Origin of the sequence: Amycolatopsis rhabdoformis (assembly GCF_035918295.1) — a bacterium.
Taxonomy (GTDB): Bacteria; Actinomycetota; Actinomycetes; order Mycobacteriales; family Pseudonocardiaceae; genus Amycolatopsis; species Amycolatopsis rhabdoformis.
Genome location: NZ_CP142149.1, coordinates 1,056,103 through 1,082,361 on the forward strand (window position 1 = coordinate 1,056,103; position 26,259 = coordinate 1,082,361).

Annotated in this window: 25 protein-coding genes; 11 read left to right on the top strand and 14 right to left on the bottom strand. The window is 71.2% G+C overall.

Annotation, left to right across the window (positions count from 1 at the left end; genetic code table 11):
* The gene (locus VSH64_RS04875; protein WP_326834248.1) at positions 1-1,614 is read right to left on the bottom strand and encodes an ABC transporter substrate-binding protein; all 1,614 of its coding nucleotides are present in this window, start codon (positions 1,612-1,614) and stop codon (positions 1-3) included.
* Between the two features lie 220 nt (positions 1,615-1,834).
* On the opposite strand from VSH64_RS04875, the gene VSH64_RS04880 reads away from it, so the two are divergent.
* The 5 genes from VSH64_RS04880 (at position 1,835) to VSH64_RS04900 (ending at position 5,890) form a co-directional block, all read left to right on the top strand.
* Complete coding sequence (locus VSH64_RS04880; RefSeq protein WP_326834249.1) at positions 1,835-2,566, top strand: FadR/GntR family transcriptional regulator; 732 nt, start codon at positions 1,835-1,837, stop codon at positions 2,564-2,566.
* A 120-nt stretch (positions 2,567-2,686) separates the two neighbouring features.
* Positions 2,687-3,214 (top strand): GNAT family N-acetyltransferase, encoded by a 528-nt coding sequence (locus VSH64_RS04885; RefSeq protein ID WP_326834250.1) that lies wholly within the window; start codon positions 2,687-2,689, stop codon positions 3,212-3,214.
* 79 nt (positions 3,215-3,293) lie between these two features.
* Positions 3,294-4,304 (top strand): hypothetical protein, encoded by a 1,011-nt coding sequence (locus tag VSH64_RS04890; RefSeq protein WP_326834251.1) that lies wholly within the window; start codon positions 3,294-3,296, stop codon positions 4,302-4,304.
* A 29-nt stretch (positions 4,305-4,333) separates the two neighbouring features.
* On the top strand, positions 4,334-5,044 hold the full coding sequence (locus VSH64_RS04895) for a histidine phosphatase family protein (RefSeq protein ID WP_326834252.1): 711 nt from the start codon (positions 4,334-4,336) through the stop codon (positions 5,042-5,044).
* A 51-nt stretch (positions 5,045-5,095) separates the two neighbouring features.
* Entirely contained in the window at positions 5,096-5,890 is a 795-nt protein-coding gene (locus VSH64_RS04900) for an SDR family NAD(P)-dependent oxidoreductase (RefSeq protein ID WP_326834253.1), read from the top strand.
* A gap of 4 nt (positions 5,891-5,894) precedes the next feature.
* Here VSH64_RS04900 and VSH64_RS04905 read toward each other — a convergent pair whose 3' ends face one another.
* Entirely contained in the window at positions 5,895-6,122 is a 228-nt protein-coding gene (locus VSH64_RS04905) for a three-helix bundle dimerization domain-containing protein (protein ID WP_326834254.1), read from the bottom strand.
* A 176-nt stretch (positions 6,123-6,298) separates the two neighbouring features.
* Here VSH64_RS04905 and VSH64_RS04910 point away from each other — a divergent pair, with 176 nt between their 5' ends.
* Positions 6,299-7,033: a sugar phosphate isomerase/epimerase family protein gene (locus VSH64_RS04910; RefSeq protein ID WP_326834255.1), complete on the top strand. Its 735-nt coding sequence runs from the start codon at positions 6,299-6,301 to the stop codon at positions 7,031-7,033.
* Positions 7,030-8,133: a Gfo/Idh/MocA family protein gene (locus tag VSH64_RS04915; RefSeq protein ID WP_326834256.1), complete on the top strand. Its 1,104-nt coding sequence runs from the start codon at positions 7,030-7,032 to the stop codon at positions 8,131-8,133. The genes VSH64_RS04910 and VSH64_RS04915 overlap by 4 nt, the downstream gene beginning before the upstream one ends.
* 41 nt (positions 8,134-8,174) lie before the next feature.
* On the opposite strand, the gene VSH64_RS04920 is transcribed toward VSH64_RS04915, so the two are convergent.
* Positions 8,175-8,768, bottom strand: coding sequence for a TetR/AcrR family transcriptional regulator (locus tag VSH64_RS04920; protein ID WP_326834257.1), 594 nt, complete (start codon positions 8,766-8,768; stop codon positions 8,175-8,177).
* A gap of 358 nt (positions 8,769-9,126) precedes the next feature.
* On the opposite strand from VSH64_RS04920, the gene VSH64_RS04925 reads away from it, so the two are divergent.
* Positions 9,127-10,323 carry an MFS transporter gene (locus VSH64_RS04925; RefSeq protein ID WP_326834258.1) on the top strand — a complete coding sequence of 399 codons (1,197 nt, stop codon included), beginning with the start codon at positions 9,127-9,129 and terminating at the stop codon, positions 10,321-10,323.
* A gap of 79 nt (positions 10,324-10,402) precedes the next feature.
* Here the strand turns inward: VSH64_RS04925 and VSH64_RS04930 are convergent, their stop codons facing one another.
* From VSH64_RS04930 to VSH64_RS04940, 3 genes are read right to left on the bottom strand one after another with little or no spacing between them, the layout of a single operon-like run.
* Complete coding sequence (locus tag VSH64_RS04930) at positions 10,403-10,885, bottom strand: GerMN domain-containing protein (protein WP_326834259.1); 483 nt, start codon at positions 10,883-10,885, stop codon at positions 10,403-10,405.
* Positions 10,882-12,324, bottom strand: a complete 1,443-nt coding sequence (locus VSH64_RS04935; protein ID WP_326834260.1) for a HAMP domain-containing sensor histidine kinase — start codon at positions 12,322-12,324, stop codon at positions 10,882-10,884. Before VSH64_RS04935 ends, VSH64_RS04930 begins: the two co-directional genes overlap by 4 nt.
* Positions 12,321-13,016, bottom strand: coding sequence for a response regulator transcription factor (locus VSH64_RS04940; protein ID WP_326834261.1), 696 nt, complete (start codon positions 13,014-13,016; stop codon positions 12,321-12,323). The genes VSH64_RS04935 and VSH64_RS04940 overlap by 4 nt, the downstream gene beginning before the upstream one ends.
* Positions 13,017-13,238: 222 nt before the next feature.
* Between VSH64_RS04940 and VSH64_RS04945 the strand changes: the two genes are divergently transcribed.
* The gene (locus tag VSH64_RS04945) at positions 13,239-13,784 is read left to right on the top strand and encodes a M15 family metallopeptidase domain-containing protein (RefSeq protein ID WP_326834262.1); all 546 of its coding nucleotides are present in this window, start codon (positions 13,239-13,241) and stop codon (positions 13,782-13,784) included.
* On the opposite strand, the gene VSH64_RS04950 is transcribed toward VSH64_RS04945, so the two are convergent.
* The gene (locus tag VSH64_RS04950; RefSeq protein ID WP_326834263.1) at positions 13,768-14,259 is read right to left on the bottom strand and encodes an EXPERA domain-containing protein; all 492 of its coding nucleotides are present in this window, start codon (positions 14,257-14,259) and stop codon (positions 13,768-13,770) included. The genes VSH64_RS04945 and VSH64_RS04950 overlap by 17 nt on opposite strands.
* 42 nt (positions 14,260-14,301) lie before the next feature.
* Here VSH64_RS04950 and VSH64_RS04955 point away from each other — a divergent pair, with 42 nt between their 5' ends.
* The gene (locus VSH64_RS04955; RefSeq protein WP_326834264.1) at positions 14,302-15,108 is read left to right on the top strand and encodes a DUF1295 domain-containing protein; all 807 of its coding nucleotides are present in this window, start codon (positions 14,302-14,304) and stop codon (positions 15,106-15,108) included.
* Positions 15,109-15,145: 37 nt separating this feature from the next.
* Here VSH64_RS04955 and VSH64_RS04960 read toward each other — a convergent pair whose 3' ends face one another.
* The 4 genes from VSH64_RS04960 to VSH64_RS04975 all read right to left on the bottom strand — a co-directional run bounded on the left by VSH64_RS04960 (position 15,146) and on the right by VSH64_RS04975 (position 19,441).
* The gene (locus VSH64_RS04960) at positions 15,146-16,408 is read right to left on the bottom strand and encodes a pentapeptide repeat-containing protein (protein ID WP_326834265.1); all 1,263 of its coding nucleotides are present in this window, start codon (positions 16,406-16,408) and stop codon (positions 15,146-15,148) included.
* A 627-nt stretch (positions 16,409-17,035) separates the two neighbouring features.
* Entirely contained in the window at positions 17,036-17,560 is a 525-nt protein-coding gene (locus VSH64_RS04965; protein WP_326834266.1) for a DUF6069 family protein, read from the bottom strand.
* A 44-nt stretch (positions 17,561-17,604) separates the two neighbouring features.
* Positions 17,605-18,195 (bottom strand): HdeD family acid-resistance protein, encoded by a 591-nt coding sequence (locus VSH64_RS04970; RefSeq protein ID WP_326834267.1) that lies wholly within the window; start codon positions 18,193-18,195, stop codon positions 17,605-17,607.
* Positions 18,196-18,304: 109 nt separating this feature from the next.
* Positions 18,305-19,441, bottom strand: coding sequence for a cytochrome P450 family protein (locus tag VSH64_RS04975; RefSeq protein WP_326834268.1), 1,137 nt, complete (start codon positions 19,439-19,441; stop codon positions 18,305-18,307).
* A gap of 92 nt (positions 19,442-19,533) precedes the next feature.
* On the opposite strand from VSH64_RS04975, the gene VSH64_RS04980 reads away from it, so the two are divergent.
* Positions 19,534-20,586 carry a TetR/AcrR family transcriptional regulator gene (locus VSH64_RS04980; RefSeq protein ID WP_326834269.1) on the top strand — a complete coding sequence of 351 codons (1,053 nt, stop codon included), beginning with the start codon at positions 19,534-19,536 and terminating at the stop codon, positions 20,584-20,586.
* Positions 20,587-20,669: 83 nt separating this feature from the next.
* On the opposite strand, the gene VSH64_RS04985 is transcribed toward VSH64_RS04980, so the two are convergent.
* The 3 genes from VSH64_RS04985 to VSH64_RS04995 form a co-directional block, all read right to left on the bottom strand.
* Positions 20,670-24,104: a S8 family serine peptidase gene (locus tag VSH64_RS04985; RefSeq protein ID WP_326834270.1), complete on the bottom strand. Its 3,435-nt coding sequence runs from the start codon at positions 24,102-24,104 to the stop codon at positions 20,670-20,672.
* Between the two features lie 217 nt (positions 24,105-24,321).
* Positions 24,322-25,551, bottom strand: a complete 1,230-nt coding sequence (locus VSH64_RS04990) for an MFS transporter (protein WP_326834271.1) — start codon at positions 25,549-25,551, stop codon at positions 24,322-24,324.
* Complete coding sequence (locus tag VSH64_RS04995) at positions 25,548-26,192, bottom strand: GntR family transcriptional regulator (protein ID WP_326834272.1); 645 nt, start codon at positions 26,190-26,192, stop codon at positions 25,548-25,550. The genes VSH64_RS04990 and VSH64_RS04995 overlap by 4 nt, the downstream gene beginning before the upstream one ends.
* Positions 26,193-26,259 lie beyond the last annotated feature (67 nt).

A 26,259-nucleotide genomic window follows, 5' to 3' on the forward strand; every position in this document is an offset into this window, starting at 1 on the left:
TCAGACCGGCTTGGCCTGGTTGAGGTAGATGCCGGGGTACCCCTGCGCGCGCACGCCGGTGATGGCCGTCGGGTCCCACGCCGTGCCGAGCTGGGTGAACACGATCGGGTAGATCACGGCCTGCTCGGAGATCAGGTCCAGCAGCTGCTTGTTCAGCCCGTTGCGCTTGGCCTCGTCCGGTTCGGCCGCGGCCTGGTTCTGCAGTGCGAGCAGGGCCTGGGTGTCGGCGTTGTTCCAGCGCGCGTACTTCGTCATCATCAGCGAAGCCGCGTCGTAGTAGTAGCGGATGAGCAGGTCGGGGTCGTTGCCGAACTGCATCGGGTTGTTCGTGGTGGACACGACCTGGAAGTCGTTGCCGTTGTCCAGCTTGGAGAACAGGGCCTTGGTGTCCTGGGAGTCCAAAGTGGTCTCCACGCCGACGGCGTCCCAGCCCTCCTTGATCACCTTCACGCAGTCGAGCACGAGTGAGGTGTTGGTGGTGGACAGGGAGATCTTGAGGTTGCTCACGCCCGCCTCGGCGAGCAGCTGCTTGGCCTTGGCCGGGTCGAACTCGAAGCTCTGCGAGGCCGGCTGCGACTGCGGCAGCTTCGGGTTGATGAACGACGTGCCCGGCGTGCCGGTGCCGCGCAGGCCGATTTCGATCATCTTCTTCTTGTCGATCGCGTAGTGCAGGGCCTGGCGCACGCGCTTGTCGCCGAAGGGCGCGTGGGCGGTGTTGAACATCAGGTACAGGTTGTTGCCGCCGTCGGCGAACTCGACGGTGCGCCCGGCCTTGCGCAGCTGGTCGGCGTTGGCGGCCGGGATGTTCTCCACGATCTGCGCGTCGGGCTTGGCGCCGGAGATCGCGGCCACGCGCGGTGCGGAATCCACAATGGACTTCCACAGCATCTTCTGGTACGCGGCCGGGCGCGGACCGTTGTAGGCAGCGAACTTCTCGAACGAGGTGTGCGAAAGCGGCGCCTGCTCGGTGACCCGGTACGGGCCCGAGCCGACCACCTTGCCGCCCGCGGCGAGCGGCCAGTTGTTCTCGAACACGTGCTTCGGCAGGATCTTGCAGATCTGGATCCGCTGCAGCGCGTAGGGGAACGGGAACTTGAGCACGAACTCGACGGTGTGGTCGTCGACCTTCTTCACTTCCTGCAGCCACTGGGCGAAGAAGCTGTGGATGAGCACGTTCTCCTTCGCGTCGAGGGCGCGGGCGTAGGTGAACACCACGTCGTCGGCCGTCACGGGCTTCCCGTCGTGCCACTGGGCGCCGGCGCGCAGCTCGAACTTGATGCTGGTGCCGCTCGTGTCGGCGGGCAGCGCCTTGGCGAGACCGGGGAACGGGGCTCGGGTCACGGGGTCGCCTTCGACCAGCGATTCGTAGGTGTGCAGGATGGCGGCCATGGAGAACGCCGAAGCGGTCTGCAGTGGGTCCCACGACTGGTTGTTGCCGTAGCCGATCACTGCGGTGAGGGAATCGGTGGCACTGCCGGTCTTGTTCGTCGAGGCGGGGCCGCCGCACGCGGCGATGGTCGACGAGAAGGCGGCGGTGGCGCCCACGAGGCCCGCGTAGCGCAGCAGTGTGCGCCGGTCGAACGCGGGGCCGGTCCCCATGGCGGTTCGGGACATCGGTGTCTCCTGACTGTGTGTTTCGCCCACCAGTAGTCATGTAGGACGTGGGACGTCCTATGACTTCGCCGAACCCTAGAACTCCGCCGGGTACCGGTCAAGGGGACGCGGCTTTTTCGCGACCGGCCCGGGATCTGCCGGGGAAGTGGGTGGGCATGACGTAGGATGTCCTCTGATGGCGACGTGCCAGCGAAGGAAAGAAACATCCGGGGAGACTGTTTTGGCGCGCCCGCAACGCAGTGAAGAGATCACCAAGCGGATCATCGACCTGATCATCGACCGCGACCTCCCGCCGGGTGCGCCGATGCCCACCGAGCTCAGCCTGATGGACGACATCGGCGTGAGCCGCAACTCGATCCGGGAGGCGATCAAGGCGCTGCAGGCGCTGGGCATCGTCGAGATCCGCCACGGCTACGGCACCTTCGTCGGCTCGGCCGGCTCCGAGGCCTTGCAGACGTGGCTGCTGTTCCGCACGCGCACCCGCGGCGCCAGCGACGCCGGTCGTCTGCGCGACCTGCTCGAGGTGCGCGAGATGATCGAGACCGAGCTGACCAGCCGGGTGGCGCTGGCGCACCGGCCCGAGCTGATCGCCGAGCTGGAGGACTGTGTCGCGCGGATGCGCCGCAAGGGCCCCGATTCCGCGGTGGCCGACCGGGAGTTCCACGACCTCATCTGCGCGGAGGCCGGGTTCGACCTGGCGCGCGAGCTCACCGGGCTGTTCTGGGACGTCTACCGGGCGGCGGAGACCGAGCTCGGCGGCCCGGCGTCCTCGCCGGCGAGCACGGCGAAGCGGCACCAGGCGATCGTCGACGCGCTGGTGTCGCGCGACGGCGAAGCGGCGGCCGAGGCGGTGCACCGGCACTTCGACGAGGTGCGCAAGCGCGCGAAGGCCGGGCGGTACGGCGGGTTCGGCGCGGCGCGGCCGGTGGAGGCGGACTCGGCGGTGCTGTGATTCGGCGGTGGTGTGAATCTCCGGTGTGGTGATCGTGCCGTGTGGTGATCGTGCGGCGCCGGGAGTTCGTAGACTGGGCCGCCGACGAGGAGGTGCGCCCTGGAAACCGTCGAGGTCGAGATGCTGCCGCAGTCCGCCGCGGCCGACGAGGTGCTGGCGGCCGAGGTCAGCGGCATCGTGAACGCCGTCTACAAGACCGCCGAAGCGGGCCTGTGGGCCGGTGACGCCGACCGGACGAGCGCGGCCGAGGTGGCCGGGCTCGTCGCCGCGGGCGAGATCGCCGTGGCGCGGCTGGCGGGCCGGGTGGTCGGCTGCGTGCGCGTGCGGACGGTCGCCGAGGGCGTGGGCGAGTTCGGGCTGCTGGCCGCCGCGCCGGACGTGCAGGGCGCGGGCGTGGGGCGCGAGCTGGTGCGCTTCGCCGAAGACCGCTGCCGGGCCCTGGGCTACGCGCGGATGCAGCTCGAGCTGCTGGTGCCGCGGTCGTTCACGCACCCGTCCAAGGAGTTCCTGGCCACCTGGTACACCCGCCTGGGGTATCGGCTCGAAGAGAAGTCCACGATCGAGCAGGCCTACCCGCACCTCGCGCCGCTGCTGGCCACGCCGTGCGATTTCCTCGTGTATCGCAAGGACCTGAAGACCGGGTCGTGACGCGTCGCGTGGCCTTCCGGACATAGTTCGTTCCGCGCGGCTTCGGTCGGACGTGGTGCGTGCGTAACGTCTGACGATCATGGATCGTCGATTGCACTTCGTGGGGACGCTGCCGCAGTTCGCGGACGCGGAAGAGGCGTTTCGGTGGCAGCACGGCGAGCTCGCGGGGCTGCTGCGCCGGATCAGCGGCGGGGAGACCGGGCAGCGCCTGCAGTGGTTCGTGCCCGTGGTCAAGGAGCTCAAACGCTCCGGCGCCGTGCGCGTGGTGAAGGACGGCGACTGGACCGCCTACGACGACACCGACCGGCTCGTGGCCCGGCGGCTCGACCCGGCGCAGATTCCGTTGCACATCGCGGAAGACGCGCTCGCGGAGGTCGAGCTGCTGCGCGCGGCGGGTACGCCGGCGACGGCCGCGCAGCCATTGCAGGTCGGTGTGCCGGGGTATCTCGACATGGCGTTGTTCATCTTCGGTCCGCTCGGGGTGTTCAAACACGCCCGCGGGTTCCTGAAAGCCGCCGGCGCGCAGATCGACCAGGTGCAGGCGGCGGCGGGCGAGCGGGTCGTGTTCCAGCTGGAGCTGCCGCTGGCGTTGATCGCCGTGACCGCCGCGCCGCCGCCACTGCGCCGGATCATGGCCTCGGTGCTGGCGCGGCTGGTCACGCGCCAGGCGGCGCGGGCACCGGAGGGCACGCGGTTCGGTGTGCACCTGTGTTTCGGCGACCTCGGCCACCGCGCGCTGCGCCGGCCCCGCTCGGCCGCGCCGATGGTGGCGCTCGCCAACGCGATCGTGCGGCACTGGCCCGCCGGGCGCGCGCTCGACTTCGTGCACCTGCCGATGTCCGGCGGCGACGAGCCGCCGCCGGTCGACGCGGCCTTCTACGCCCCGCTGCGTGGCCTGCGGCCCGGCTCGGCGGTGGTGGTCGCGGGCATCGCGCACGAGCGGCAGGACGAGCGGGCCCAGCTCACCGTGCGCGACCACGTGGAGGCGGCGCTGGGCCGGCCCGTGGACCTCGCCACGTCGTGTGGTCTGGGCCGGCGCTCGCCGGTCGAGGCCGAGAGCGCGGTGGCGCGCATGCGCGTCCTGCTGTGAAACCGGCGCCGTTCGGGTACTGAGGACCTGTGACGACACGACTGGACTGGGTGGGCCTGGTACGCCACGGCCAGAGCACGGGCAACGTGGCCCGCGAGGTCGCGGAAGCGGCCGGCCACGAGGTCATCGACATCGCGGAGCGCGACGCCGACGTGCCGCTCACCGCGCTGGGCGAGCGGCAGGCCCGCGCGGTGGGGGAGTGGCTCGCGGCGGACCCGCCCGACCTCGTGGTGGCCTCGACGTACCGGCGGGCGCTGGACACGGCGCGGCTCGCGCTGGCCGTGGCGGCCGAGCGCGGGGTGACCGTGGCCGGCGGGCTGCGCGTGGACGAGCGCGTGCGCGACCGGGAGCTGGGGGTGCTCGACCTGCTCACCAGCCACGGCGTCGCCGAGCGGTGGCCGGACGAGTTGCGCCGCAAGCAGCGCCTCGGGAAGTTCTACTACCGGCCGCCCGGTGGCGAGTCGTGGGCCGACGTGGTGCTGCGGGTGCGGTCGCTGCTCGCCGAGCTCGGTGCCGAACACAGCGCGCCGGCCCGGCGGGTGGTGTTCGTGGCGCACGAGATGACCGTGTTCGCGCTGCGCTACGTCCTCGAATCGGTCTCCGAGCAGGACCTCCTCGCCACGGCCGTGCGCACCGATGTGCCCCACGGCTCGGTCACCGCGTGGCAGCGCGACGGCTCCGGCGCGTTCCACCTCACGCTCGAACAGGCGACCGGCCACCTCACCGCCCTGCCGGGCTGAGCGATCGGCGGCAGGATGGACGCCGGGATCATCCGCGGAGGAAGGGACGTCATGAAGCTCGACCTCGACGGCAGGACGGCGCTCGTCACCGGGTCCACGCAGGGGATCGGCGCCGCGATCGCCGCGGGACTGGCCCGGGCGGGCGCGCGGGTGGTGGTGAACGGGCGCGGCGAGGCCGGCGTCGCGAAGGCGATCGAGGAGCTGCGCGCGCAGGTGCCCGGAGCGGAGTTCGTGGCCGGGGCCGGCGACGTGACCACCGACGAGGGCGCGCGCCAGGTCCTGGACCGCGCGGGGCAGGTCGACGTCCTGGTGAACAACCTCGGCATCTTCGGCGCGCAGGAGCCGCTGGAGATCACCGACGACGACTGGCGACGCTACTTCGAGGTCAACGTGCTCGCCGCCGTGCGCCTCATCCGGCTCACCTTGCCGGGCATGACCGAGCGGGGCTGGGGGCGCGTGCTGAACATCGCGAGCGACTCGGCGGTGGTGATCCCGGCCGAGATGATCCACTACGGGATGTCGAAGACCGCGTTGCTCGGAGTCTCGCGCGGCTTCGCGAAGGCGGCGGCGGGGACCGGCGTCACGGTGAACTCCGTGATCGCCGGGCCCACGCACACCGGGGGTGTCGAGGACTTCGTGTACCAGCTGGTGGACAAGGACTTGCCGTGGGAGCAGGCACAGCGGGAGTTCATGAAGGACCACCGGCCGCAGTCGTTGCTGCAGCGGCTGATCGAACCCGAGGAGATCGCGAACCTCGTGGTGTACCTGAGCTCACCGCTGGCCTCGGCCACCACCGGCGGAGCGATCCGCGTCGACGGTGGTTACGTGGATTCGATCCTGCCGTAGTCCGCTAGCGATCGCGTGGCTCGCCGAGGCGGTCGCGGACCTGCCGCTCGACGAGCACGGGCAGGAAGCTGCGCACACCGGCATCGTCGAAGTGCCGGCGTTGCGCGGAGATCGTGCGGTTGATCTCGGTCTCGCGCGCGGTGCCGTACTCGTCGACGAGCCGCGACTTGAGGGCGGAGAAGCTCTCTTCTTCGCCCTTCACCATCAGGTCGTCCATGCCTTGGTGGGTCATCGCCGTCCCTTTCCGTGGTTTCGGCCCTAGGTGACTGCTGCCCGCAACGGGCCTTCGTCAAACGGCGGGCGAACGTGTGCCCGTGCCGGAAACGCCTGGTGCCAATTTTGACCAGGTGGTAGAAATTCAGTCGACGCGGCGCTCGGAGCGCCGAACCGCGAAGCCAAGGAGCTGGAATGGGCAAGCCCTCCGTGCAGCTGTACTCGGTCCGCGACGCGTTCGCGGCCGATCCCGCGGACACGCTGCGGCGGCTCGCCGCCATCGGGTTCACGCAGGTGGAGCCGTACGGCGTGGTCGAGAACGTGGCGGCCCTGAGCGCCGGGCTGCCGGCCAACGGGCTCAGCGCGCCGACTGCGCACGCGAAGCTGATCGGCGAGGACCAGAACGCCGTGTTCGCCGCGGCGAAGCAGCTCGGCATCGCGGTGGTGATCGATCCGCTCGTGAAGCCCGAGCAGTGGCAGAACGCCGCGGACATCACGGCCACCGCGGAAGCGCTCAACGCCGCGGCGAAGATCGCCGAGGACCACGGCGTGCGCGTGGGCTACCACAACCACTGGTGGGAGCTGGAGTCGCGGATCGACGGGCGCAGCGCGTTCGAGGTGTTCGCCGACCAGCTCGACCCGGCCATCGCGCTGGAGGTCGACGCCTACTGGGCCACCGCGGGCGGCGAGAACGCGCCGGAGCTGCTGCGCCGGCTCGGCTCGCGCGTGCACGCGATCCACGTGAAGGACGGCGCGCTCGCCACCGACGCCTCCGGCCAGGTGCCTGCGGGCCAGGGCAGCGTGCCGCTGGCCGACGTGCTCGCGGCGGCGCCCGACGCCCTGCGCGTGGTGGAGTTCGACCGCTACGACGGCGACATCTTCGACGGCATCGCCGCCAGCTTCGCCTACCTCACCGAAGGCGCGAAGTGACCACGGGCCCGGTCGGCGTCGGCGTGATCGGCGCGGGGGTCATCAGCGACACCTACCTCGAGAACCTCACGGGCTTCCCCGACGTACGCGTGCTGTCGGTGGCCGATCTGGACGTCGAGCGCGCGCAGGCGCAGGCGGCGAAACACGGTGTGCCGCAAGGGGAAACCGTCGCCGCGCTGCTGGCGAACCCGGGTGTGGAGCTGGTCGTGAACCTCACGACCCCGGCCGCGCACGTCGAGGTCGGCCTCGCGGCGCTCGACGCGGGCAAGAGCGTGTGGGCGGAAAAGCCGCTGGCGCTCGACCGGCAGACGGGCCGCAAGCTGCTGGATCGCGCGCGGGAGAAGGGGTTGCGCGTGGCGAGCGCCCCCGACACCGTGCTCGGCGCCGGCCTGCAGACGGCCCGGCGCGCGATCGACGCCGGCCGCATCGGCGAACCCCGCACGGCGCTGGCGCTGTTCCAGACGCCGGGCCCGGAGAGCTGGCACCCGGCGCCGGAGTTCCTGTTCCAGCACGGCGGCGGCCCGCTGCTCGACATGGGGCCGTACTACCTGACCGAGCTCGTGCAGCTGTTCGGCCCGATCCGCAAGGTGACCGGCGCCGGCGGCCGCGCGCGCGACACCCGCGTGATCGGCTCCGGGCCGCGCGCGGGCACGGAGTTCGAGGTGACCGTGCCGACCACGGTGACCGCGCTGGTCGAGTTCACCCGCGGCGGCAGCGCGCAGGTGGTGCTGAGCTTCGACTCGGCGTTGGCGCGCACGGGTTTCGTGGAGGTGTCGGGCGCGCTGGGCACCGCCGTGCTGCCCGACCCGAACCGCTTCGACGGCGCCACGACCCTGCACCTGCTGGGCGCGGCGTCGCCGGAAGAGCTTGCGCCGCAAGGCCACGCGGCGTCGCGCGGCACCGGCGCGCTGGAGCTCGCCCGGGCGATCCGCGCCGGCGAGCCGGAACGCGCGTCCGGCGAACTGGCCTACCACGTGCTCGACGCGATGCTCGCCATCGACGAGTCGATCACGCGGGGGCAGTCGGTGGAGGTGGAGAGCACCGTCGAGGTGCCGCCCGCGCTGCCGTCCGATTGGGATCCGTACGCGGCCACGCTCTAGTCCCGGCCTCCGTGCGGCACCGGTTCCGTGCCGCACGGAGGTCAGGCCTCGGGATCCAGGGGGACCGTGAGCAGCGAACCCAGGTAGAAGCGCAAGGAGCCGACGAGATCGACGTCCCCGGGGGTGGTGAGCCACTGGACCTGCAACCCGTCCATGAGCGCGATGAACGTGAGCGCCGCGAACTCCGGATCCACGCCCTCGCGCAGCTCACCCGTGCTCGCCAGCACCCGGAACGACCCGATCACACTCTCGCGCGCCTGCCGGTAGTGCCGCTCGAAGTACTCGTGCGCGGGATGATCCGGCGCCACCGCCTCCGCCGCCAGCCGCGAATACAGATCCACGATCCCCGGGTGGCGCACGTTGTGCTCGGCCAACGCCACGAAGTTCCGCAACACTCCCAGCCCCGGCGCCGCGGCCAACTGCTCCCGCTCGGAGTCCTCGGCGTCCCGCCGCTCGAGCACGGCCGCCAGCAGCGCCTCCTTGGTGGGGAAGTAGTACAACAACCCCGCGTGACTCATCCCGACCCGCTTCGCGATCTCCCGCAACGACGACCCGTGGTAGCCGGCCTCGCCGTACACCACGGCAGCCGCGGAGATGATGTCCTCGCGACGGATCCGGCCCTTCTGATAGGTCATCTCGGCATTCTGCCTCGGCTTCGCCGGGGCGGAATGCCGAACTGCTGTGTTGTCTGCCCCGGCTCCGCCGGGGCGTGCGAGATCGCCTTCAAGCCGGCTTCCGGATCGGGTGGTCGAGATCGGCCGGGGGCCGATCGGACCACCCGATCCGGAAGCCGGCGCGATCTCGCGGTGGGTCACCTTTCCTGGGGCACCCAGCCGAGCCCGGTCCGCCAACCGACCGCATTCCGTCGGCGACGTCGCGGTGGCGTGGGCGGCGGTTCGATCGTGGGGCGTGATCGTTCGAACAAAGGGATTGTGCGATTGGGGTGTGGTTGTGCGACCATGCCAGTGCGACCACGAGGAGGATCCGCCCGCGATGACCGAATCGTCCCTGTCTGAGCCGTTGCCGCGTGCCGCGCGTTTCGGGACCTGGAGCTTTTTCGCGCTCAACGGGTTCGCGATCGGCATGTGGGTGGTGCACATTCCCGTCGTGGAGCGGGCCACCGGGATTTCGCACACGACGCTGGGTGCGTTGCTGCTGGTGCTCGGTGGGGCGGCGTTCGTGGGGATGCAGGTGTCGGGGCCGTTGGCGGATCGGTTCGGGCACCGGCGCATGGTGCCGGCGGCGGGGGTGCTGCTGGGGCTGTCACTGGTGCTGCCCGGGCTGGCCACGAACTGGTGGGCGCTGGGGCTTTCGCTGGTGCTGGTCGGCTTCGCCAACGGGTCGCTCGACGTCGCCATGAACGCGCAGGCCGTGGTCGTCGAGCGGGCCTACCCGCGGCCGATCATGGCGGCGTTCCACGCGATGTGGTCGATCGGCGGTGCGTTCGCGGCGGTGATCGGCGCGGCGGTGCTGGGGGCCGGTGTGCCCACGGCGGTCACGCTCGGGGCCGCCGGGGCCCTGCTTGTGGTCGCCTCGCTGGTTGCGGGCCGGATGCTGCTCGACGGTGGACCGGCCGAACCGGAGGCCACGGAAACCGCACCTGTCACGCCGGGCCGGACGCCCTCGCGGGTGGTGTGGCTGCTCGGCGCGGTGGCGTTCGCGCTGATGCTCGCGGAGGGCGTCGCGAACGACTGGGCCGCGTTGCACCTGCAGGACGTTCTCGGCACGTCCACGAGTACCGCCGCGCTCGCGTACGGCTGCTTCGCCGTGGCGATGACCGTGGGCCGCTTCGCGACCGATCGCGTCGCGGCGCTGGCCGGGCCGGTCGCGGTGGTGCGGTACGGCTCGGCGCTCGCCGCCGTCGGCCTCGCGACCGCGTCGCTGTCGCCGTGGGTGCCGCTCGCGCTCGTCGGCTGGGCCATTTTCGGCCTCGGCCTCGCCGGCGGTGTCCCGCAGCTGTTCACGGCGGCGGGCAACCTCGACACGCGGGCGTCCGGCGCGCTGATGGCGCGGGTGGTGGGGCTCGGGTACGTCGGGCTCCTGGCCGGGCCCGCGCTGATCGGCGGGCTCACGCGGTGGATGCCGCTGAACGTCGCCTTCGCGGTGCCGTTCGCGCTGTGCCTCGCGGCCGTGGCGGCGGCGCCGGTGCTCGCCCCGGCCAAGGTCCCGGAGCCGGCCGAAGTGAGCTGAGCTCAGCCACCGGCGAAAGCCGACAGCCGCCGGCCAGCCACAGCTCGCCGGTACAGCCGCCGACAGCCGCAGGCGAAGCTCAGCCGCAGCTGTCGCCGACGCGGACGTTGCCGCCGCCGACGAGAATCAAGCGGCTGCCGGACGGCACGTCGCGCAGCCGCAGCGTGCACACGATCTGCGCGGTCGCCAGCGAAGACAGCGACTGCACATCGGTGGACAGCTGCACGGTCACGTCCGTCGCGGTGACCGTGACCGAGGCCGGCAGCGCGGACGAGGGCACCTCGGTGCGGTAGCCGGACGCCTTCTCGGCCGCCGTCGGACCCTGCACGAGGGCGTCGAGCACGGCCTCGTCGTTCTGGTCCAGACCGCTGCGCGGCACGGGGGTGACCGTGCTGCCCGCCACGAGGTAGATCGAGGTGTCCCCGGGCGCACTGGAGCCGGTCGAGGGCGGGCCGCTCGGCGCCTCGAGACCCGAGATCGCCGCGCTCGGCTGCACCCCACACGCCGAGACCGCCCCGACCACCGCGGCGAGCAAGACCGCCGGAACAACGCGCCGGTTCACGACCCGCTCCCGGCGTCGAGCGGCAGCCGCACGGTGAAGATCGCACCGCCCTGGGGCCGGTTGGCGGCGGTGAGCGTGCCGCCGTGCAGCCGGGCGTTCTCCCAGGCGATGGCGAGCCCCAGCCCGCTGCCTTCGGATCGGCTGCGGGCGGTGTCGGCCTTGTAGAAGCGGTCGAACACGTGCGGGAGCACCTCCTCCTTCAGCCCGGGTCCTTCGTCGGTGACCTCGATCATGAGCGATCCAGCGGCCGTGCTCAACCGCAGGCGCACGGGGGGCGCGCCGTGGCGCAGGGCGTTGCCGACGAGGTTCGCCACGATCACGTCGAGCCGCCGCGGGTCCAGGCGCGCGCGAACGCCGGGCGGCAGGTCCGTGGTCACCTCGCCGACGCCGAGCCACCCGCGGGCCCGCAGCGTGGCGCCGACGGCCTCGGCGACGTCCACCTCGTCGAGCGCGAGCGACGCCGAACCCGAGTCGAACCGGGTGACCTCGATGAGGTCGTTGACCAGCCGCGTGAGGTTGTGCGTTTCCTGGCTCACCAGGCGCACCGCGCGGCCGGCGATCTCGGGCAGACCGGCGACCTCGGACTCGAGCACGTCGGTGACCGCGGTCATCGCGGCGAGCGGCGTGCGCAGCTCGTGCGACACGTCGGCCACGAACCGCCGCGCGTCGGACTCCATGCGTTCCAGCTCGCCGACGTGGTGGCGCAGCGATTCGGCGGTGGCGTTGAACGTCTTGCCGACCTCGGCCAGCTCGTCGGTGCCGTGGATCGTGAGCCGCGTGTCGAGATCACCCTCGCCGAGGCGGACCGCGGCGCGGCGCAGTTCGCGCACGGGCCCGAGCACGCTGCGCGCGGCCGCGAGCGCCAGGAGCAGGGCCAGCACCACGCCGCCGGCGCCGGTCAGCCACGCGCTGCGAGCCAGCTCCGCGATGCTCTCGCTTTCGGCGGTCAGCGGCTGCAGCACGAAGACCTCGATGCCGGACGGCCTGGTCACGTGGGACCGCTCGGTGGTGAGCAGCAGCTGGGTGCCGATGAGGAGCCGGGTCTCGCCGCCGACGTCCACGCGTTGCCACGCGAATGTGCCCCTGGCGACGTAATCGCGCAGCTCCTGCGAGATCAACGACGGGTCCAGATCTCCGGCCGAGAGGTTCCCGGCGGTCACCAGCGCGCTGGAGTCGTGGTCCGCGATCTCGCCCGCCACGTTCTGCAGCCCCGCTTGCGAAGGGGTGCTGGTCGGCACCGGGTACACGAGCTGAAGGCGGCTGCTCAGCTCGAGCACCGCGTTGTCCTGCGAGTTCTTCAGGATGGTGTTGCGCGAGGTGCGGTAGCCGACCCCGGCCACGGCGATCGTGGTGACCACGCTCAGCAGCACGAACGCGAGCAGCAGCCTCGTGCGCAGGCCCCAGCCCGGCCAGAGCCGCCGGATCGCCTTGGTCGTCACAGGGGTCCGAAGCGGTACCCGAACCCGCGCAGGGTCTGCACGTACACCGGTGCCGCGGCGTCGTCCTCGATCTTCGCGCGCAGCCGCTGCACGCACGCGTCGACGAGCCGTGAGTCGCCGAGGTAGCCCTGGTCCCACACGGATTCCAGCAGCTGCTGACGGCTGAGCACCCGGCCCGGCGACGCCGAGAGCTCCAGCAGCAGCCGCATCTCGGTGGGCGCGAGCGTGACGAGGCTGCCGTTCTTGCTCACCACGAGCCCGTCGCGGTCGATGGTGAGCGCGCCGTGGCGTTCGACCTCGGGCTTCGGCGTGCCCGCCTGCCGCTGCTCGCCGCCGGTGCGTCGCAACACAGCCTTGATCCGGGCTTCGAGCACGCGCGGCTGCGCGGGCTTCACCACGTAGTCGTCGGCGCCGGCTTCGAGGCCGGCGACCACGTCGATGTCGTCGTTGCGCGCGGTGAGCATGATGATCGGCAGGTCGCCGGTGGCGCGGATGCGCCGGCAGACCTCGAACCCGTCCATGCCGGGCAGCATCAGGTCGAGCACCACGACATCGGCCGGGTTCTCGGTGAGGCGCGTGAGACCTTCCTCGCCGCTTTCGGCCGCGTCGACGGTGTGACCCTGGTAGGTCAGGGCGATCTGCAGGCCGTCTCGCACGGCCTGGTCGTCTTCGATCAACAGCACCCGGGGCATGTCTCCCACTATCGCAGCGCACAGAGGTGTCCGCCCGCCCGAGTCCCGGACAGTCCACAGCGGACACCTCAGGCGAGGATCCGGGTCCCGTCTCACGGGTGCGTGAGCGGACTGTCATGGTTGCGTAACAGCCGCCGAGCTTACGGAGCTGTTACACAACTGTGGGCGTCCGCGCACGCGACCCCGACCGTCGGCGCACATGCGGCCGCGACCGTGGTCACCATGACCGAACTGCTCCGCTCCCGTGGCTACGCGGTGGCCGCCCGCCTGCTGGCCGTGCTGCTGCTGCCGGTGGCCTTCGTCCGCTCGCCTCGCCAGGCGCGGCGGCTCGCCTGCCGGTGGGCGCTCGGGCTGCGCTACCCGGCCGAAGACCTGGCGGGCCTCACGCCGGCCGCGCGCGAGGCCTTCACCGCGGCGCGCACCGAGGCCTTCTGGCGCGACGGGCAGCTGATCGGCCTCACCTCCGGCCACCGCGACGCCGCCCATCAGCACGCCATGTTCACCGCCGAGATCCGGCGCGCGGGCTCCGTGGGGGCGGCGCGTCGGCTCGTGCTGCCGCCCGAGGAGTCGGCCCACGTGGCCGGCTTCGCGCTCGACGTGCGTCCCACCGAAGGCGCCGCGTGGCTCGAACGCCACGGCGCGGCGTATCACCTGCACCGCCGTTACGACAACGAGTGGTGGCACTTCGAGTACCACGCCGACACGGTGCCGATGCGGCTGCCGTATCCCGGGGCCGCGGTGGTCGCCGGCTTCAGAACCGCCGGGTGAACGGCATCGGCTTGCGCATCCGGATCAGCAGGACCAGCGGCACGAGCACGTACCAGAGGTTGAAGGCCAGGAACTTGACCGGGTTGCCGGTGCGCATCGCCGGGTCGCCGAAGAACTCCACGCCGAACACCACCACGCCGGTGAGCGTGACGATCATCGTCGCGTAGATCACCGCGAACAGCTGGATCCAGTTCTTGCCCATCAGCAGGCACACGACCAGCACGACGTAGAACGGCATGTACACGAACGCCGAGAGCCCCGTGACGATCCTCATCCAGTCCGGCGGATGCATGAACAGCACGTCGGCGTCGTGGGCGTACCAGTAGTTCGAGTTCACGAAGAAGTTGTCCGACGGGCGCGAGAAGTCGACACCGACGGTCGGCAACAGGTCGCTGATGAGCGACGTGATGGTGAACGCGGCGAACACGATCGCGAAGAAGATGTCGATCCCGCGTCGGCGCAGCGGCAGGTTCATGCGTTGATCCTAAGCGGACGCTGCGGGCAGTAGAGTGCGGGCATGAACGCGTTCCAGGTCTGCCTCTGCCTCTGCGTCTTCGCCGGTGTCTGCGCCCTGTGCTGGGTGCTCTCGGTGATCACGCGGGAGTATTCGTGGGTGGACCGGATCTGGTCCCTGGTGCCCGTGGTCTACGTCGCGATCTTCGCCGCCTTCGCAGGCTTCGCCGACGCCCGGCTCGATGTGATGTTCGTCCTGGTCCTGCTCTGGGGCGCTCGCCTCACGTTCAACTTCGCCCGCAAGGGCGGCTACGCCCGCGGCGGCGAGGATTACCGGTGGGTGGTGCTGCGCGGGAAGATGGCGCCGTGGCAGTTCCAGGTGTTCAACTTCTTCTTCATCACGATCTACCAGAACCTGATTCTGCTGCTGATCACCTTGCCGGCCTGGACCGCGCTGGAGCACCGGACACCGTTCTCCGCGTGGGACGTGGTGGTGGCGGTGGTCTTCCTCGGCTGCCTGGTGGGGGAGACCGTCGCGGATCAGCAGCAGTGGAACTTCCACCAGTGGAAGAAATCCGTGCCGGACCCCTCGCCGCGATTCCTGCAGACCGGCCTGTTCGGCATCTCGCGCCACCCGAACTTCTTCTTCGAGCAGGCCCAGTGGTGGCTCGTGTTCTTCTTCGGCGTCGTCGCTTTCGGCGGCCTCCCGTGGACCATCGCGGGCGCGGTCCTGCTGACGCTGCTGTTCGTGGGCTCGACGATCTTCACGGAGTCGATCACGCTCGGGAGGTATCCGGAGTATGCGGCGTATCAGAAGGTGACTTCCGCGGTGGTGCCGTGGTTTCCGAGGCGTCGGGTGGCGGTGAGCTGAGTCTGGGCGGGTTTCGGTTGTCGTCGGAGTTGGGCGGTCAGCTGCCGTCGTCGAACGCGGTGCTGTCCGACTGCAATTGCGGCGGCCGATAGGGCATGCCGTCCAGCGTGGCCTCCTCGAAGCCGATGTCACCGTCGAACGTGGCGGCTTCGAAGGTCGTGTAGCTGGCGAACGAGACCCCCTCGAACCACGCCCGCTCCCCGAACCGCGCCCGGTCGAAGTACGCACTCTGCGAGGCCACGTCGTCGTCGAACACCGACGCGACCATGAACCCCGCGTGCTTGAAGTCGGCGCTGCGGGCGAAGGTCGCGCCGCTGAAGCGCACGACGCCGCGGAACAGCGCTTGGTCGAACCGCGCGTCGTGGCCGAACCGTGCGCCGCGGAACGCGGTGGTCCCGACGAATTCGGTGTCCTCGAACCGGGCGGCACCGCGGAACTCGGAGTTCTCGAAGCGGGCGTTGCCCTTGAACGTCGCCCGCGTGAACCACGCTTCGCCCCCGAAGACGGCGCCGTCGAACAACGTCGCGCCGGTGAAGCGCACCTCGTGGAACCACGCGGCACCGGTGAAGCGGGTGCCGGTGAACCGGGCGTTGTGCAGCTCGCAGCCGTTGAGCGGGAAGTCGATGAGTACTGCCCCCGAAAGGTCGACCTCGATGCCTGTCCAGAACCGGTCGTCCTCGTCGCCGGGGGCGAGGTGTCGCACGAGCAGGCGTTGCGCGGTCAGGCGCACTTCGCGCTCCTGCAGCTGATCCCGGTCCGCGTCCCGCTCGGGTCCCGGCAGATCGTAGGGCATGCGCAGGTAGGCACTGATCACGTCGGCGATCGTCTGGCGCAGGTGTGCGTTGTCCTGGGCCAGCCGGTCGAGTGCGTACAGGCCGGCGAGGCGCACGGGCGCCTTGTCCGAACCCAGCTGTTCGACGGCCTTGAGGTAGAGCTCGTTGATCCGCCGCTCGGTCGCGTCGTGGCGGGCCGCGCGGTCGGCCTGTTCGCGCAGGCGCAGCTCGGCGCGCTTGGTGGCCAGGTCGTGCTCGGCGGTCTGCTGCCGCCGCGCCGCGAGGACGAGGGCCAGCGCGCCGCCGGTGCCGACCACGATCGTGCCGACGGTGCGGATGCCGTCGAGGCGGGCGCGGTCGGCGTCGGTGCCGTGGCCGTAGAGGGTGAGCAGGATCCAGCAGGCCGCGACGGCCACGGCCAGCATCACCGCACCGCACACGGCGATCGTGCGGTTCGAGAGGGTGCGGCCCGGGCGTGATCCCGTTCCCTCGCCGGGATCCGGGGCGGGGGAAGGGATTTCGGCCACGGCTTCCATGATCGCAGGTCCCCGCGTGGGGGAAAGGTGCAATCGGGTGGCGGTGTCGGCCACGGATGAAGTCCTCTGTGGACGATCACTCCACGGAAACCGTTGCTGTCCCACCGCCTCCCGTTTGCGGGGCGCCGACCGGGCGCACCGTCACCTGGCGGTCCGGCTGAGGGGCCGGTCGCGGTGAGTGGGGGTGCGAAGAAGGCCCCGGCGAAGGGGAAGTCGAGGGAGAAGGAGAAGCCGGATCCCCCAACACCGTGAACACCGCTGTCCCCACCCGCCCGTCCATACACGGGAACGTCGCCGTGTAAGTGCCCGGCCGGGTGGTCGCCTTGCCCGTCCCGGCGGCGTGGCCCCAGTTGCCCCCTTCGGTCCACCGGAGCGGTGCCGCCAAGCCGGGGGACGTGACCGGGCCGGCGGGGCTGCACCCACCCCCCTGGGCCGCATACGTGCTCGCATGAAGCGTGCCGCCGGGTTCGACTTCCGACGGGGTGAGGCCCCAGCTGACGTCGGCCGGTGGGGCGAGGGTGGTGGTCAGCAGGACGGTTCCTGCGAGAAAAGCGTTGAGCATCGTGTCCTCCCCGAACAGTCAGGGAGGACACGCTTCGGCGCGACCCGAGGGTTGCCTCAGCGGTCGTAGAAGTTCGTCGGTGGTTCGTTCCACTGCTGAGTGGGCGCGTCCGGCGGCACGGTGCGCTTGCGGCGGTGCACGGTGCGCGCGTTGGCCGCCATGCTGTTCACCACGATCGCGATCACCAGGCCGATCACCAGGTTGATCGCGGCGGTCGCGTACTTCGCGCTGGAGTCGACCGTGAGGGTGAGCGGCAGCACGACCGCGATGAGCGTGACGAGCACCATGATCCACCCGAAGAACTGGCTGGGCGCGGGGGTCGCCACGCTCAGCAGGTGCATCAGGCCCGTGGCGAGCAGCGCGGCGAGCGCGGCGAACAGGGCGTAGGTGGTGGTGCTGGCGCTGCCCCACGCCCCTTCGCCCTTGGGCGCCAGGATCGGCACGTCGAAGATGCCGCGGGCGATGAGCATGCCGACGATGGCCACGAGGGCCGCGACGACCGCCGTGGCGACGCCGCCTGCCCACAGGCGCGCGGCGTCGATGCCCGGGCGGGTGTTCTGGTCGTACGGGTTCTGGGCCATCACGGATCCCCTCCGTATACGAAACCGTCCCCCTGATTGTCGTCCTAAGCGGCCGGGTTCGCCTGCTCGAGTTTCGCGACGCTGCGCAGCCGGAAGGAGAGCACCACGAGCATGATCCCGTACAGCAGCGCGTAGATGCCCACGAGCAGGGCGATCCCGTAGGCGCCCGCGATCGGGTGGAAGAGCACCAGCACGCCGGCGATCACGGACACCGCGCCGGCGATGATGAGGAAGGCCTCGCCGGTGATCTGCTTGCGCAGGCGGATCGCGGCGGCGATCTCGGCGATGCCGGTCACCACGGCCCACGCCCCGACCAGCGTGGCCAGCACGAGGATGGTCGCGCCGGGCCACACCAGCGCGAGCACCCCCGCGGCGAGCCCCAGCACACCCAGCAACGCGTACATGACCCGGTGCGCGCCGTCACCCGGCCGGAAGGCCTGCATGAACGCGCCGATCGCGTCGGCGAGCGCGTAGATGCCGAAGACGAACGCCAGCGCCAGCACCGTGACCCCCGGCCAGATCAGCGCGATCACGCCGAACACCACCGCGAAGAGGCCGCGGGTGAGGACGAGCGGCCACGTCCGCCGCGGGTCCATCACGAGACCGCCGACCCCGGCTGAGATGTGTGCGGACATGCTTGCCTCCCGAGCACGAAGCCGACCTGGGAAAACGTTAGCAGCGCGGGAAGATCGAAGCACCGCTCAACTGTTCACCCGATCGGTGACGAAGTGTCCGAAGAGGACGTCAGAAGCTCACCGGCAGCGCCGCGAGCCGCCACGTGCCGGGGTCGGGCGCGCGGCGCGGCTCGCCCAGTCGCAGCGCGGGAAAGCGCTCCAGCAAGCCCCGCAGCGCCACCTCCGTCTCCACGCGCGCGAGCGCCGCACCGAGGCAGAAGTGCGGCCCGTACGCGAACCCGAGGTGCCCGCCTTCGGCGCGGCGCACGTCGAACCGGTCCGGATCACTGAACACGCGCGGGTCGCGGTTGGCCGAAGCGATCGCGGCGCTCACGGGTTCCCCGGCGCTGATCGCGACGCCGTGCAGGGAAAGGTCTTCGGTGGCCTGCCGCGGAATCGTGAGCAGCTGAGGTCCGCACCACCGCATCAGCTCGTCGACCGCCGTCGGCCACAGCTCGGGTTCTGAGTGCAGCACGGCGAGCTGCTCGGGGTGGGTGAGCAGTGCCTCGACGGCGTTGGCGACGAAGTTCGCCGGCGTCTGCCCGGCGAGCACGAGCTGCCACACGAGCGTGACGAGCTCGGGTTCGGTGAGCCCGGCCGTGCCGGCCAGCAGCTCGAGGAACTCGCTCGCGGGCGGCGAGGTCAGCCCGCGCGCGCCGTCGATGATGCCGGGCACCGCGGCCGCGAAGCTCGCGCCCGAGCCGGCCACCACGTTCTGCCCGTACTCGTGCCAGCGCGGCCGATCCGCCTCGGGCACGCCGACGAGCTCGCAGATCACCTCCATCGGCAACGGTTGCGCGAAGCCGGCCAGCAGATCGGCGCCGTCGGCCGGCAGCGCGTCGAGCAGTCGCCGCACGATCCGCTCGATCTGTGGCCGGAACTCGGCCGCGCGCCGGGCCGTGAACGCGGGGGAGACCAGGCCGCGCAGCCGCCGGTGCTCCGCGCCCTCCATCTCCTGCATGGTGCGCAGGTACGGCCGGCAGTGCTCGGGCACGTCGAGGTGCTGGTAGCTGCCGGGGCCGAGCGCGAACCGCGGGTCGGTGAGCATCGCGCGCGCGTCGGCCAGGCGCGTGAGCACCCACAGCGGGCCGAAGCCGGGGCCGACGAGCTTGGCCACGGGCCCGTGTTCGCGGGCGGCGCCGTAGACGGCGAACGGGTCGCGGTGCACCGCCGGGTCGGTCAGGTCGATCTCGGGGACGTCGGTCACGGGGAGCCTCCAGTTTTGGATGTTGGCATCAGATGGTCTCATCATATGTACACGGACGCTATCGTGACCAGCACGGGAGCACGAGGAGGACGATGGCCCGGCTGACGAGGGCGGAGGCGCAGGAGCTCAACCGCGCGAAGGTGCTCGCCGCCGCGCGCGACGAGTTCACCGAGCGTGGCTTCCGCGAGGCCAAGATCGACGTGATCGCCGAACGCGCCGAGCTCACCCGCGGCGCGGTCTACTCGAACTTCCCCGGCAAACGCGCGCTGTACTTCGCCGTGCTCGCCGAAGAGGCCGAACGCGCCGCCGCCGCGCCGCCGAACGCGGATCCCGGGCTCACCCCCGCGGAAGCCCTCGGCGCACTCGCCCGCGCGTGGGTCGCGCGCCTGCCGCTGGCCACCGATCCCGGCTCGCGCCTCGGGGTGGACCTCGGCCCCGAGATCCTGGCCGACGAACTCACCCACCGCCCGTACGCGCAGCTGCTGCGCTTCGAGGCCGCCGTGCTCGGTCTGGCCCTGGAGCGGCTGGCGCCCTCGGCCGGCCGGCTCGTCCGCGTGGCCGAGCTCGCCCTCACCACCCTGCACGGCGCCACGGGCCTGGCCGCCGCCGCGCCGGGCTTCGGCGAGCCGTTCAACGTCGTGCGCGCCTGCGAGGCCCTGCCGGCACTCGGCCTGGCCGACACGTGGCCGGCGGTGCCGCCGATCGTCGCCCACGCCCAGCCGGTGGACGAACCGTGGGTGCCACCCGCCGCGTACGACTCGCTGCGCGCCCACCCGGCCGAGCTCTCCGGCGACGGCGTGGTCGCGATCCTGGGGCTGCATCGGCTTTCCGCCGCCGAGGAAGCCGTGCGCTCCGCCCCGCCAAACGCCACCGTCACGGTCGCCGTGGTCACCGGCGCGGCGCCCGAGCTGGCGCCGCTGACCCACCTCGCGCTCGCGGACCTGCGCGGGCACCTGCGCCAGGCCTTCCCGGCGTCCACCTGGCCGCGGCTGCAGGTCCTGCGCGACGACACCGGCGCCGTCGCCTCGGCGGCCGGGGTGTCGGCGGTGAGCGACGCGACGGAAACGGCGGTGCGGATCGCTTCGGGCCGCGTCGTGCGCCGCGCCGAGGGCTTCGGCGCCTGCCACGCGGCGGCCACGCACTAGAGACCGGCCACGCACTAGAACCAAAAAGCCGGGCCGCCAGTCCGAAGTGGACTGACGGCCCGGCTGTTCTGTTACGTGCGAACTCAGCCGATCTTGTAGCTGTACGGCAGCGTCGCGATCACTTCACCGGTGCCGTACTGCGGCAGGCCGGTGACGCCCGTCGGCAGGATCGGCACGGTCACCAGGTTGAGGTGACCCGCGACCGAGGCGCCCCGCTTGCCCGAAGGCTTGATGGTCACCATGATCGTCACCGTCTGGCCCGGCTTCACGAGCAGCGGCGTGCCGCCCGTGCCGTTCGGGTCGATCGACTGGTCGTACGGGTCGCCGGTCGACGACGTCACGGCCGAGTCGAATCCCGCCGTCCGCATCGAAGCCGTGTACGACGCGTGGCCGGCCGGGGCGCCCGACGGGCCGAACGGGCCCATCTCCTGGACGCTGGCGAACCAGACGCCCCGCGTGACGTAACCCTGCTTCTCGCCGATGGTCGCGACGGACACGGTGCTGCCGGACTGCGCGGCCTTGAGGTCACCGAGCACGTCGAGGCCCGCGGCCGCGTTCTGCAGCTCCACCTGAGCCGGCGCCGAAGACGACGTCGCCACGGTGAACTTGCTCGTGTCCGGCGGCACCGAGTACGCGGGCGCGGCGGAGTTGAGCTCGGGCAGGTCGACCTCGGTCGAACCGCCGACCAGCTGCGGCTGCAGGGTCTGCTGCGTGTTGGTGCGCGCGTCGACGCCGATCGCGATCGGCTCGACCCCCGTGTTGTGCACGGTCACCGGCACCGTCACGGCCTGGCCCGCGGCCAGCTTCTTCGACGCGGAGTTCGGCAGCGCCGGGGCGCTCACCACGACCTGGTCGAAGTTCACCGTGCCGGTGAACGGCTGGTCGATCTGCTTGCCCGTGACCGGGTTCTGCACCACGACCACGAAGTGCCAGCGGCCCGGCAGCGGGTTCGCGTCGGTGAGCTGCACCGTGGTGCCCTGCGACAGCGCGGTCGCGGAGCTGAGGAACACGTTGCTGTTCACGTCGGCGAGCTCGCCGTTCGGGTCCACGAGCACACCGTCGACGATGGTGCCCGGGTCCTGCAGCTTCAGCGCGACGCCGAGGTCCTTCTTGCCCTTGGGCACGTCGAACTCGTAGCTGAAGGTCTGCGCCGGCGAAACCGCCCGCGCGTTGCCGCCCGTGATCGTGCCGCCGAAGGTGCCGGCGCCGTTCTTGGTCGGGATCAGCGAGCGCAGCACGGCCGACACCGTGGTCTGGTGGCCGTCGGAGCTGCCGAAGGTGATCGAGTAGTCCGCGTCACCGCCCGACGACGGGGTCTGCAGCGACACCTTCACCGGCTTGGTCTGGCCCGGCTTCAGCGTGAGCACGCCCGGGGCCGCCTGGCCGTAGGGAATGGCGCGCTGCGTGGAGGTGGCGAGCTGGATGTCGCCGGTGTAGCCGGTCGGGCCACCCGCCGAGTACAGCACCGCGGTCCACGTGCCGGCCACCGGCCGGGTCACGTCCACATTGGCGTAGTTCGCCGTGGCCGCGCCACCCTGCGGGCGGCTGTTGGCCACGAAGGTGCCGTCCGGCGCCAGCAGCGAAACGCGCACGACCGGGGTCACGGACTGGCCGTTCACCGTCTTCGGGCTGCCCTGCCACGCCATCCGCGCGAGCAGGCGCTGCGCACCGGCCGGCACGGTGAAGGTCACCTTCTTGTAGGCCCAGTCGGTGCCGTTGTAGTACGGGAACGTCGGCAGCTTCGTCGAGTCGAACGCGGTGGTCTGCGTCTGAGCCGACAGCGGTGCGAACGTCCGGGTGCCGGCGTTGACCGTGAGCGGCTTGGTGCCCAGGTTGGTCACGTTCACCGTGGCCTTCTGCGTGCTGCCCGGAGCGCCTTCCAGCGTGAGCTGGTCGGCCGAGAGCACGATGTTCGACGACACCCCCGCCGGGGCACCGCTGGTGCCGGGCGAGGTCAGGGCCGCTTCCACGGCCGCGCGCGCGTCGAGCAGACCGGAACCCTGCTCGTCGGCCGGCAGGCCGAGGTCGCGCGTGGTTCCGGTGATGAACTGCTTCACCTGCGCCGGCGTCGGCGAGGCGCCGTGGTGCGTACCGCGGTAGGCCTGGATCACCAGCGCGGCGACACCCGCGGTCAGCGGGGCCGATTCGCTGGTGCCACCGAAGGACTCGAGGTCCGTCGGCTGCGGCACGGTCTTGAAGTCGCGGCATTCGGCGTACGCGGGCGCGCAGTCGGCCCAGTTGCCTTCACCCGGGGCGACCAGGTCGATGGTCCGCCCGTCCTGGGTGATGCCCGACGACGAGAGCGCGGAGATGTTGTCGCTCTTCCACTTCCCGTTGGAGAACGGGAAAGCCGCGTAGGTGGTCTGCGCGTAGAGCCGGTTGTCCGTGGTCGCGCCGGCGGAGATCACCAGCGGGTCGGTGGCCGGGCTGCCGATGGTCGAGGTGATGCCCGCGTCGCCGCTCGAAGCGGTCACGGTGACCCCCGCGGCCACGGCCTCGTCGTTGAAGACCTGGAACAGGTTGCGCGAGCTCGCGTCCGGGTACTGGTTCAGACCCAGCGACTCGTTGATCACGTCGACGTGGTCCACGGTCACCGCGTAGTCGATGGCCTGCAGCACCGCGGAGTTCGTGGCCGTGGAGCCGAACACGTTGAGCCCCACCAGGCTCGCGCCCGGCGAAACACCCTTCACCACGATGTTGCAGCCCGGCGGCAGCGGGTGCTTCTCGTTCACGAACTTCGACAGGTCGTGCACCACCACGCCCTGCGCGGCGATCGACGACGCGTCGCCGAACGCCTCGGCGCCGGAGTCGGTCGTGTTCGGGCCGTCACCGGAGAAGTCCTGGTAGTCGGAGAACACGTGGGACCCGTCGGGGCGGATGAAGTCCGCGTAGTTCGGGTCCATGTTGTCCGCCAGGAACGCGACCTTCACGCCCTTGCCGTCGGCGAGGTCCGAAGCGGCCTTCGAGCCGTCGGTGCTGTACGCGTGGATCGAGGTCAGCGCCTCGGGTTCCAGCAACGGCTTCGCCGGGTCGGTCGGGCAGATGGCGTTGGGGTCCTGGTTCTGTGCCGTGCCGCCGCCGGCCTGCGGCGCGCCGGCGTCGGCCTTCTTCGCCGCGGCCGCCGGGTCCGGCAGCGTGACCAAGCTGTCCGGCAGGACCTGCGCCACGGCCGGGTCGGCCGCGAGCTGCGCCGCCTGGTCGGGCGTCACCGTGGCGGAGAACGCGTTGCCCAGCGCGAAGTGCTTGACCTTGGCGGGCGCCGTGCCGGCGAGTTTCGCCAGCACCGACTCCTGCTGCTGGGTCGTCTTGGCCCGCCGGGTGCCCGAGGCCGCCTTGGTGGCCGGCGCGTCGGGCAGCTGGTCCTTGAGGACCACGATCACCGATTGCGGTGCGCTGCTCGCCTGAGCGGTGGGCGCGGCGACGGCGGCCTGGCTGCCGAGCTGGGTGACCCCGGCCAGTACCAGACCGCCTGTCGCGGCTATGACGAGCGCGCGAACGGATCGCGAGGAACGCCGCATGTGCAGCTCCCACTTCCTTCTCGAAGGGTTCGAAAGTTACCGGCCCCGACGAAATCGAGCACGGTCGTGCCGGCCCGATTTCCCATGCCGGAGAACTATTTCGCGCGTCTCGACGATCCACAAGCGACAATAGTGGTGAAGATATCCACGCAAATGGGACACCATTTCCGGAATGCCCGGAAACGATGTCCCATTTGTCGGTGAAGTGAATTCCCGCTCAGGTCACGGGAAGGTGACTACGGGAGTTTCGGGCAACCGTGAGTGTCCCCGCGAGCGCGATCACGGCCAGGCAGCCGAGCAACATCGGGTAGCTCGCGAACCCGCTGAGTGCCGCGAGCAGCGATGGCAGCAGGAAGCCGATGTAGGCCAGGGCGTAGTAGACGCCGGTCAGCTGCGCGATTTCCTCGGGCCGCGCGAGCCGTTGCAGCTCCAGCAGTCCGGACACCACCACGATGCCGTACGCGGTGCCGAGCACCACGGCCGTGATCAGGGCGAGCCACGGCGACCGCAGGCCGGCGGCCACGGCGGCGAGGACCAGACCAGTGCACATCACGGCCATGCCGACGAGCACCGCGCGGGCGCTGGTGGTCCGGTCCACGCGTTTGGCGATCGGCTGGATGCCCACGCCCGCACCGATCGCGCACACCGTGAGCAGCGTTGAGTAAGCGAGTGACCACGAACCGAGTTTGTCCTGCACCAGCTGCGGCATGATCGCGTAGGCGACGCCGCAGGAGCCGAAGATCCACGGCGCCATCGGCAGGATGATCCGGCGGAACCGCGGGTGCCGGGTCGTGACCGGCAGCCGGCTCAGGGCCGGTTTGCGGCTTTCGAGCCCGAGCGTCTCGGGGCTGCGGGGGAGGAACGGCAGCGCGAGCAGGGCGAGTCCGATGTGGACGACGAACGGCAGCACCATCGGCCACGGCCCCCACTGCGCGAGCACGCCGGCGGCGCCCGGCCCGATGCCCAGCCCGAGCGTGAGGCACAGGGCCGCGCGCCGGGTGCCGAGGTCGGCCGCGCCGCGCGAGTCGGCGTCGGCGAGCTCCTTGATCCACGTCGAGCCCACGGCCATCGCGACCGCCACGGCCACCCCGGTCAGGAACCGGCCCGCGGCGATCCACCCGGCGCCTTCCGGGCCGAGCGCGATCAGCACGCTGGCGAGCAGTGACAGCACGGTGCCGACCGCCATCACCGGCCGGCGACCGTAGCGATTGGACAGTCCACCCGAGAGCAGCAGGCCCGGCACGAGCCCGACCACGTAGGCGCCCAGCAGCGCGTCGACGGTGAAGGTGGAGTAACCCGCTTCCTTGTACATCACCAGCAGCGGCGTGAACTGGTTGCCGCCCCAGCCGACCACGAACACCGCGGCGGCGGCGCCGAACCAGGCCGGTCGGGTGCCGGCCGAGCGGGGCAGTGGCGTGCTTCCGGCCCGTTCGGCGATGTCGGTCATCGGCGGTGCACCTGGTCGAGGTGGGCGCGCAGCGCGGGGCCGAACGCGTCGCCGTCCCCGCGCTCGATGATGCCGAGCAGATCTTCGTGCTCGCGCAGCACCACCGGCAGCACGTCGGGGATCGGGCTCAGGGCGTGCACGTTCATCCGGCGCTGCCGGTCGGCGAGGGTGGCGTAGAAGTCGAGCAGCAACGCGTTGCCGCCGGCCGCGACGATCGTGCGGTGGAACAGCTCGTCGGCCTCGGCGAAGGCGTGCAGGTCGCCGGATTCCGCGTGGCCGCGCTGCGTGGCCAGCACCCCGCGCAGCTGCTCGAGCGCCTCGGGGATGAGGTCGGGCCGGCGCGCGAGCCGGCGCACGGCCGAGCCCTCCACCGCCTCCCGCGCGTCGAGCACGTCCTCGACCTCACCCGGCGGCACCGGCACCACCACGGCGCCGCGCTTCGGGATGAGGTTGAGGAACCCCTCGACCTGCAGGCGCAGGAACGCCTCGCGCACGGGCGTGCGGCTCACCCCGAGCCGCTCGGCGATCTCCCCTTCGCTGAACAGGTGCCCACCGGGCAGCTCGCCGGTGAGGACGAGCTCCTTCGTGAGCCGGTACGCGCGGTCGGCAGCGCCGGGCGCGGTGTACTTGGCTGGTGTCACGGGCCCGACGCTAACATGGGTGCAAGCTTGTATCTAAGGCCTTGTGACCTGCGGCTCACCCGATGCG

Bases quoted from the DNA above. Each gene is read 5' to 3' on its own strand.
- VSH64_RS04875 (WP_326834248.1), bottom strand. From the start codon at position 1,614: ATGTCCCGAACCGCCATGGGGACCGGCCCCGCGTTCGACCGGCGCACA.
- VSH64_RS04885 (WP_326834250.1), top strand. From the start codon at position 2,687: ATGCTGCCGCAGTCCGCCGCGGCCGACGAGGTGCTGGCGGCCGAGGTC.
- VSH64_RS04890 (WP_326834251.1), top strand. From the start codon at position 3,294: ATGGATCGTCGATTGCACTTCGTGGGGACGCTGCCGCAGTTCGCGGAC.
- VSH64_RS04900 (WP_326834253.1), top strand. From the start codon at position 5,096: ATGAAGCTCGACCTCGACGGCAGGACGGCGCTCGTCACCGGGTCCACG.
- VSH64_RS04905 (WP_326834254.1), bottom strand. From the start codon at position 6,122: ATGACCCACCAAGGCATGGACGACCTGATGGTGAAGGGCGAAGAAGAG.
- VSH64_RS04910 (WP_326834255.1), top strand. From the start codon at position 6,299: ATGGGCAAGCCCTCCGTGCAGCTGTACTCGGTCCGCGACGCGTTCGCG.
- VSH64_RS04920 (WP_326834257.1), bottom strand. From the start codon at position 8,768: ATGACCTATCAGAAGGGCCGGATCCGTCGCGAGGACATCATCTCCGCG.
- VSH64_RS04925 (WP_326834258.1), top strand. From the start codon at position 9,127: ATGACCGAATCGTCCCTGTCTGAGCCGTTGCCGCGTGCCGCGCGTTTC.
- VSH64_RS04940 (WP_326834261.1), bottom strand. From the start codon at position 13,016: ATGCCCCGGGTGCTGTTGATCGAAGACGACCAGGCCGTGCGAGACGGC.
- VSH64_RS04945 (WP_326834262.1), top strand. From the start codon at position 13,239: ATGACCGAACTGCTCCGCTCCCGTGGCTACGCGGTGGCCGCCCGCCTG.
- VSH64_RS04950 (WP_326834263.1), bottom strand. From the start codon at position 14,259: ATGAACCTGCCGCTGCGCCGACGCGGGATCGACATCTTCTTCGCGATC.
- VSH64_RS04955 (WP_326834264.1), top strand. From the start codon at position 14,302: ATGAACGCGTTCCAGGTCTGCCTCTGCCTCTGCGTCTTCGCCGGTGTC.
- VSH64_RS04965 (WP_326834266.1), bottom strand. From the start codon at position 17,560: ATGGCCCAGAACCCGTACGACCAGAACACCCGCCCGGGCATCGACGCC.
- VSH64_RS04970 (WP_326834267.1), bottom strand. From the start codon at position 18,195: ATGTCCGCACACATCTCAGCCGGGGTCGGCGGTCTCGTGATGGACCCG.
- VSH64_RS04980 (WP_326834269.1), top strand. From the start codon at position 19,534: ATGGCCCGGCTGACGAGGGCGGAGGCGCAGGAGCTCAACCGCGCGAAG.
- VSH64_RS04985 (WP_326834270.1), bottom strand. From the start codon at position 24,104: ATGCGGCGTTCCTCGCGATCCGTTCGCGCGCTCGTCATAGCCGCGACA.
- VSH64_RS04990 (WP_326834271.1), bottom strand. From the start codon at position 25,551: ATGACCGACATCGCCGAACGGGCCGGAAGCACGCCACTGCCCCGCTCG.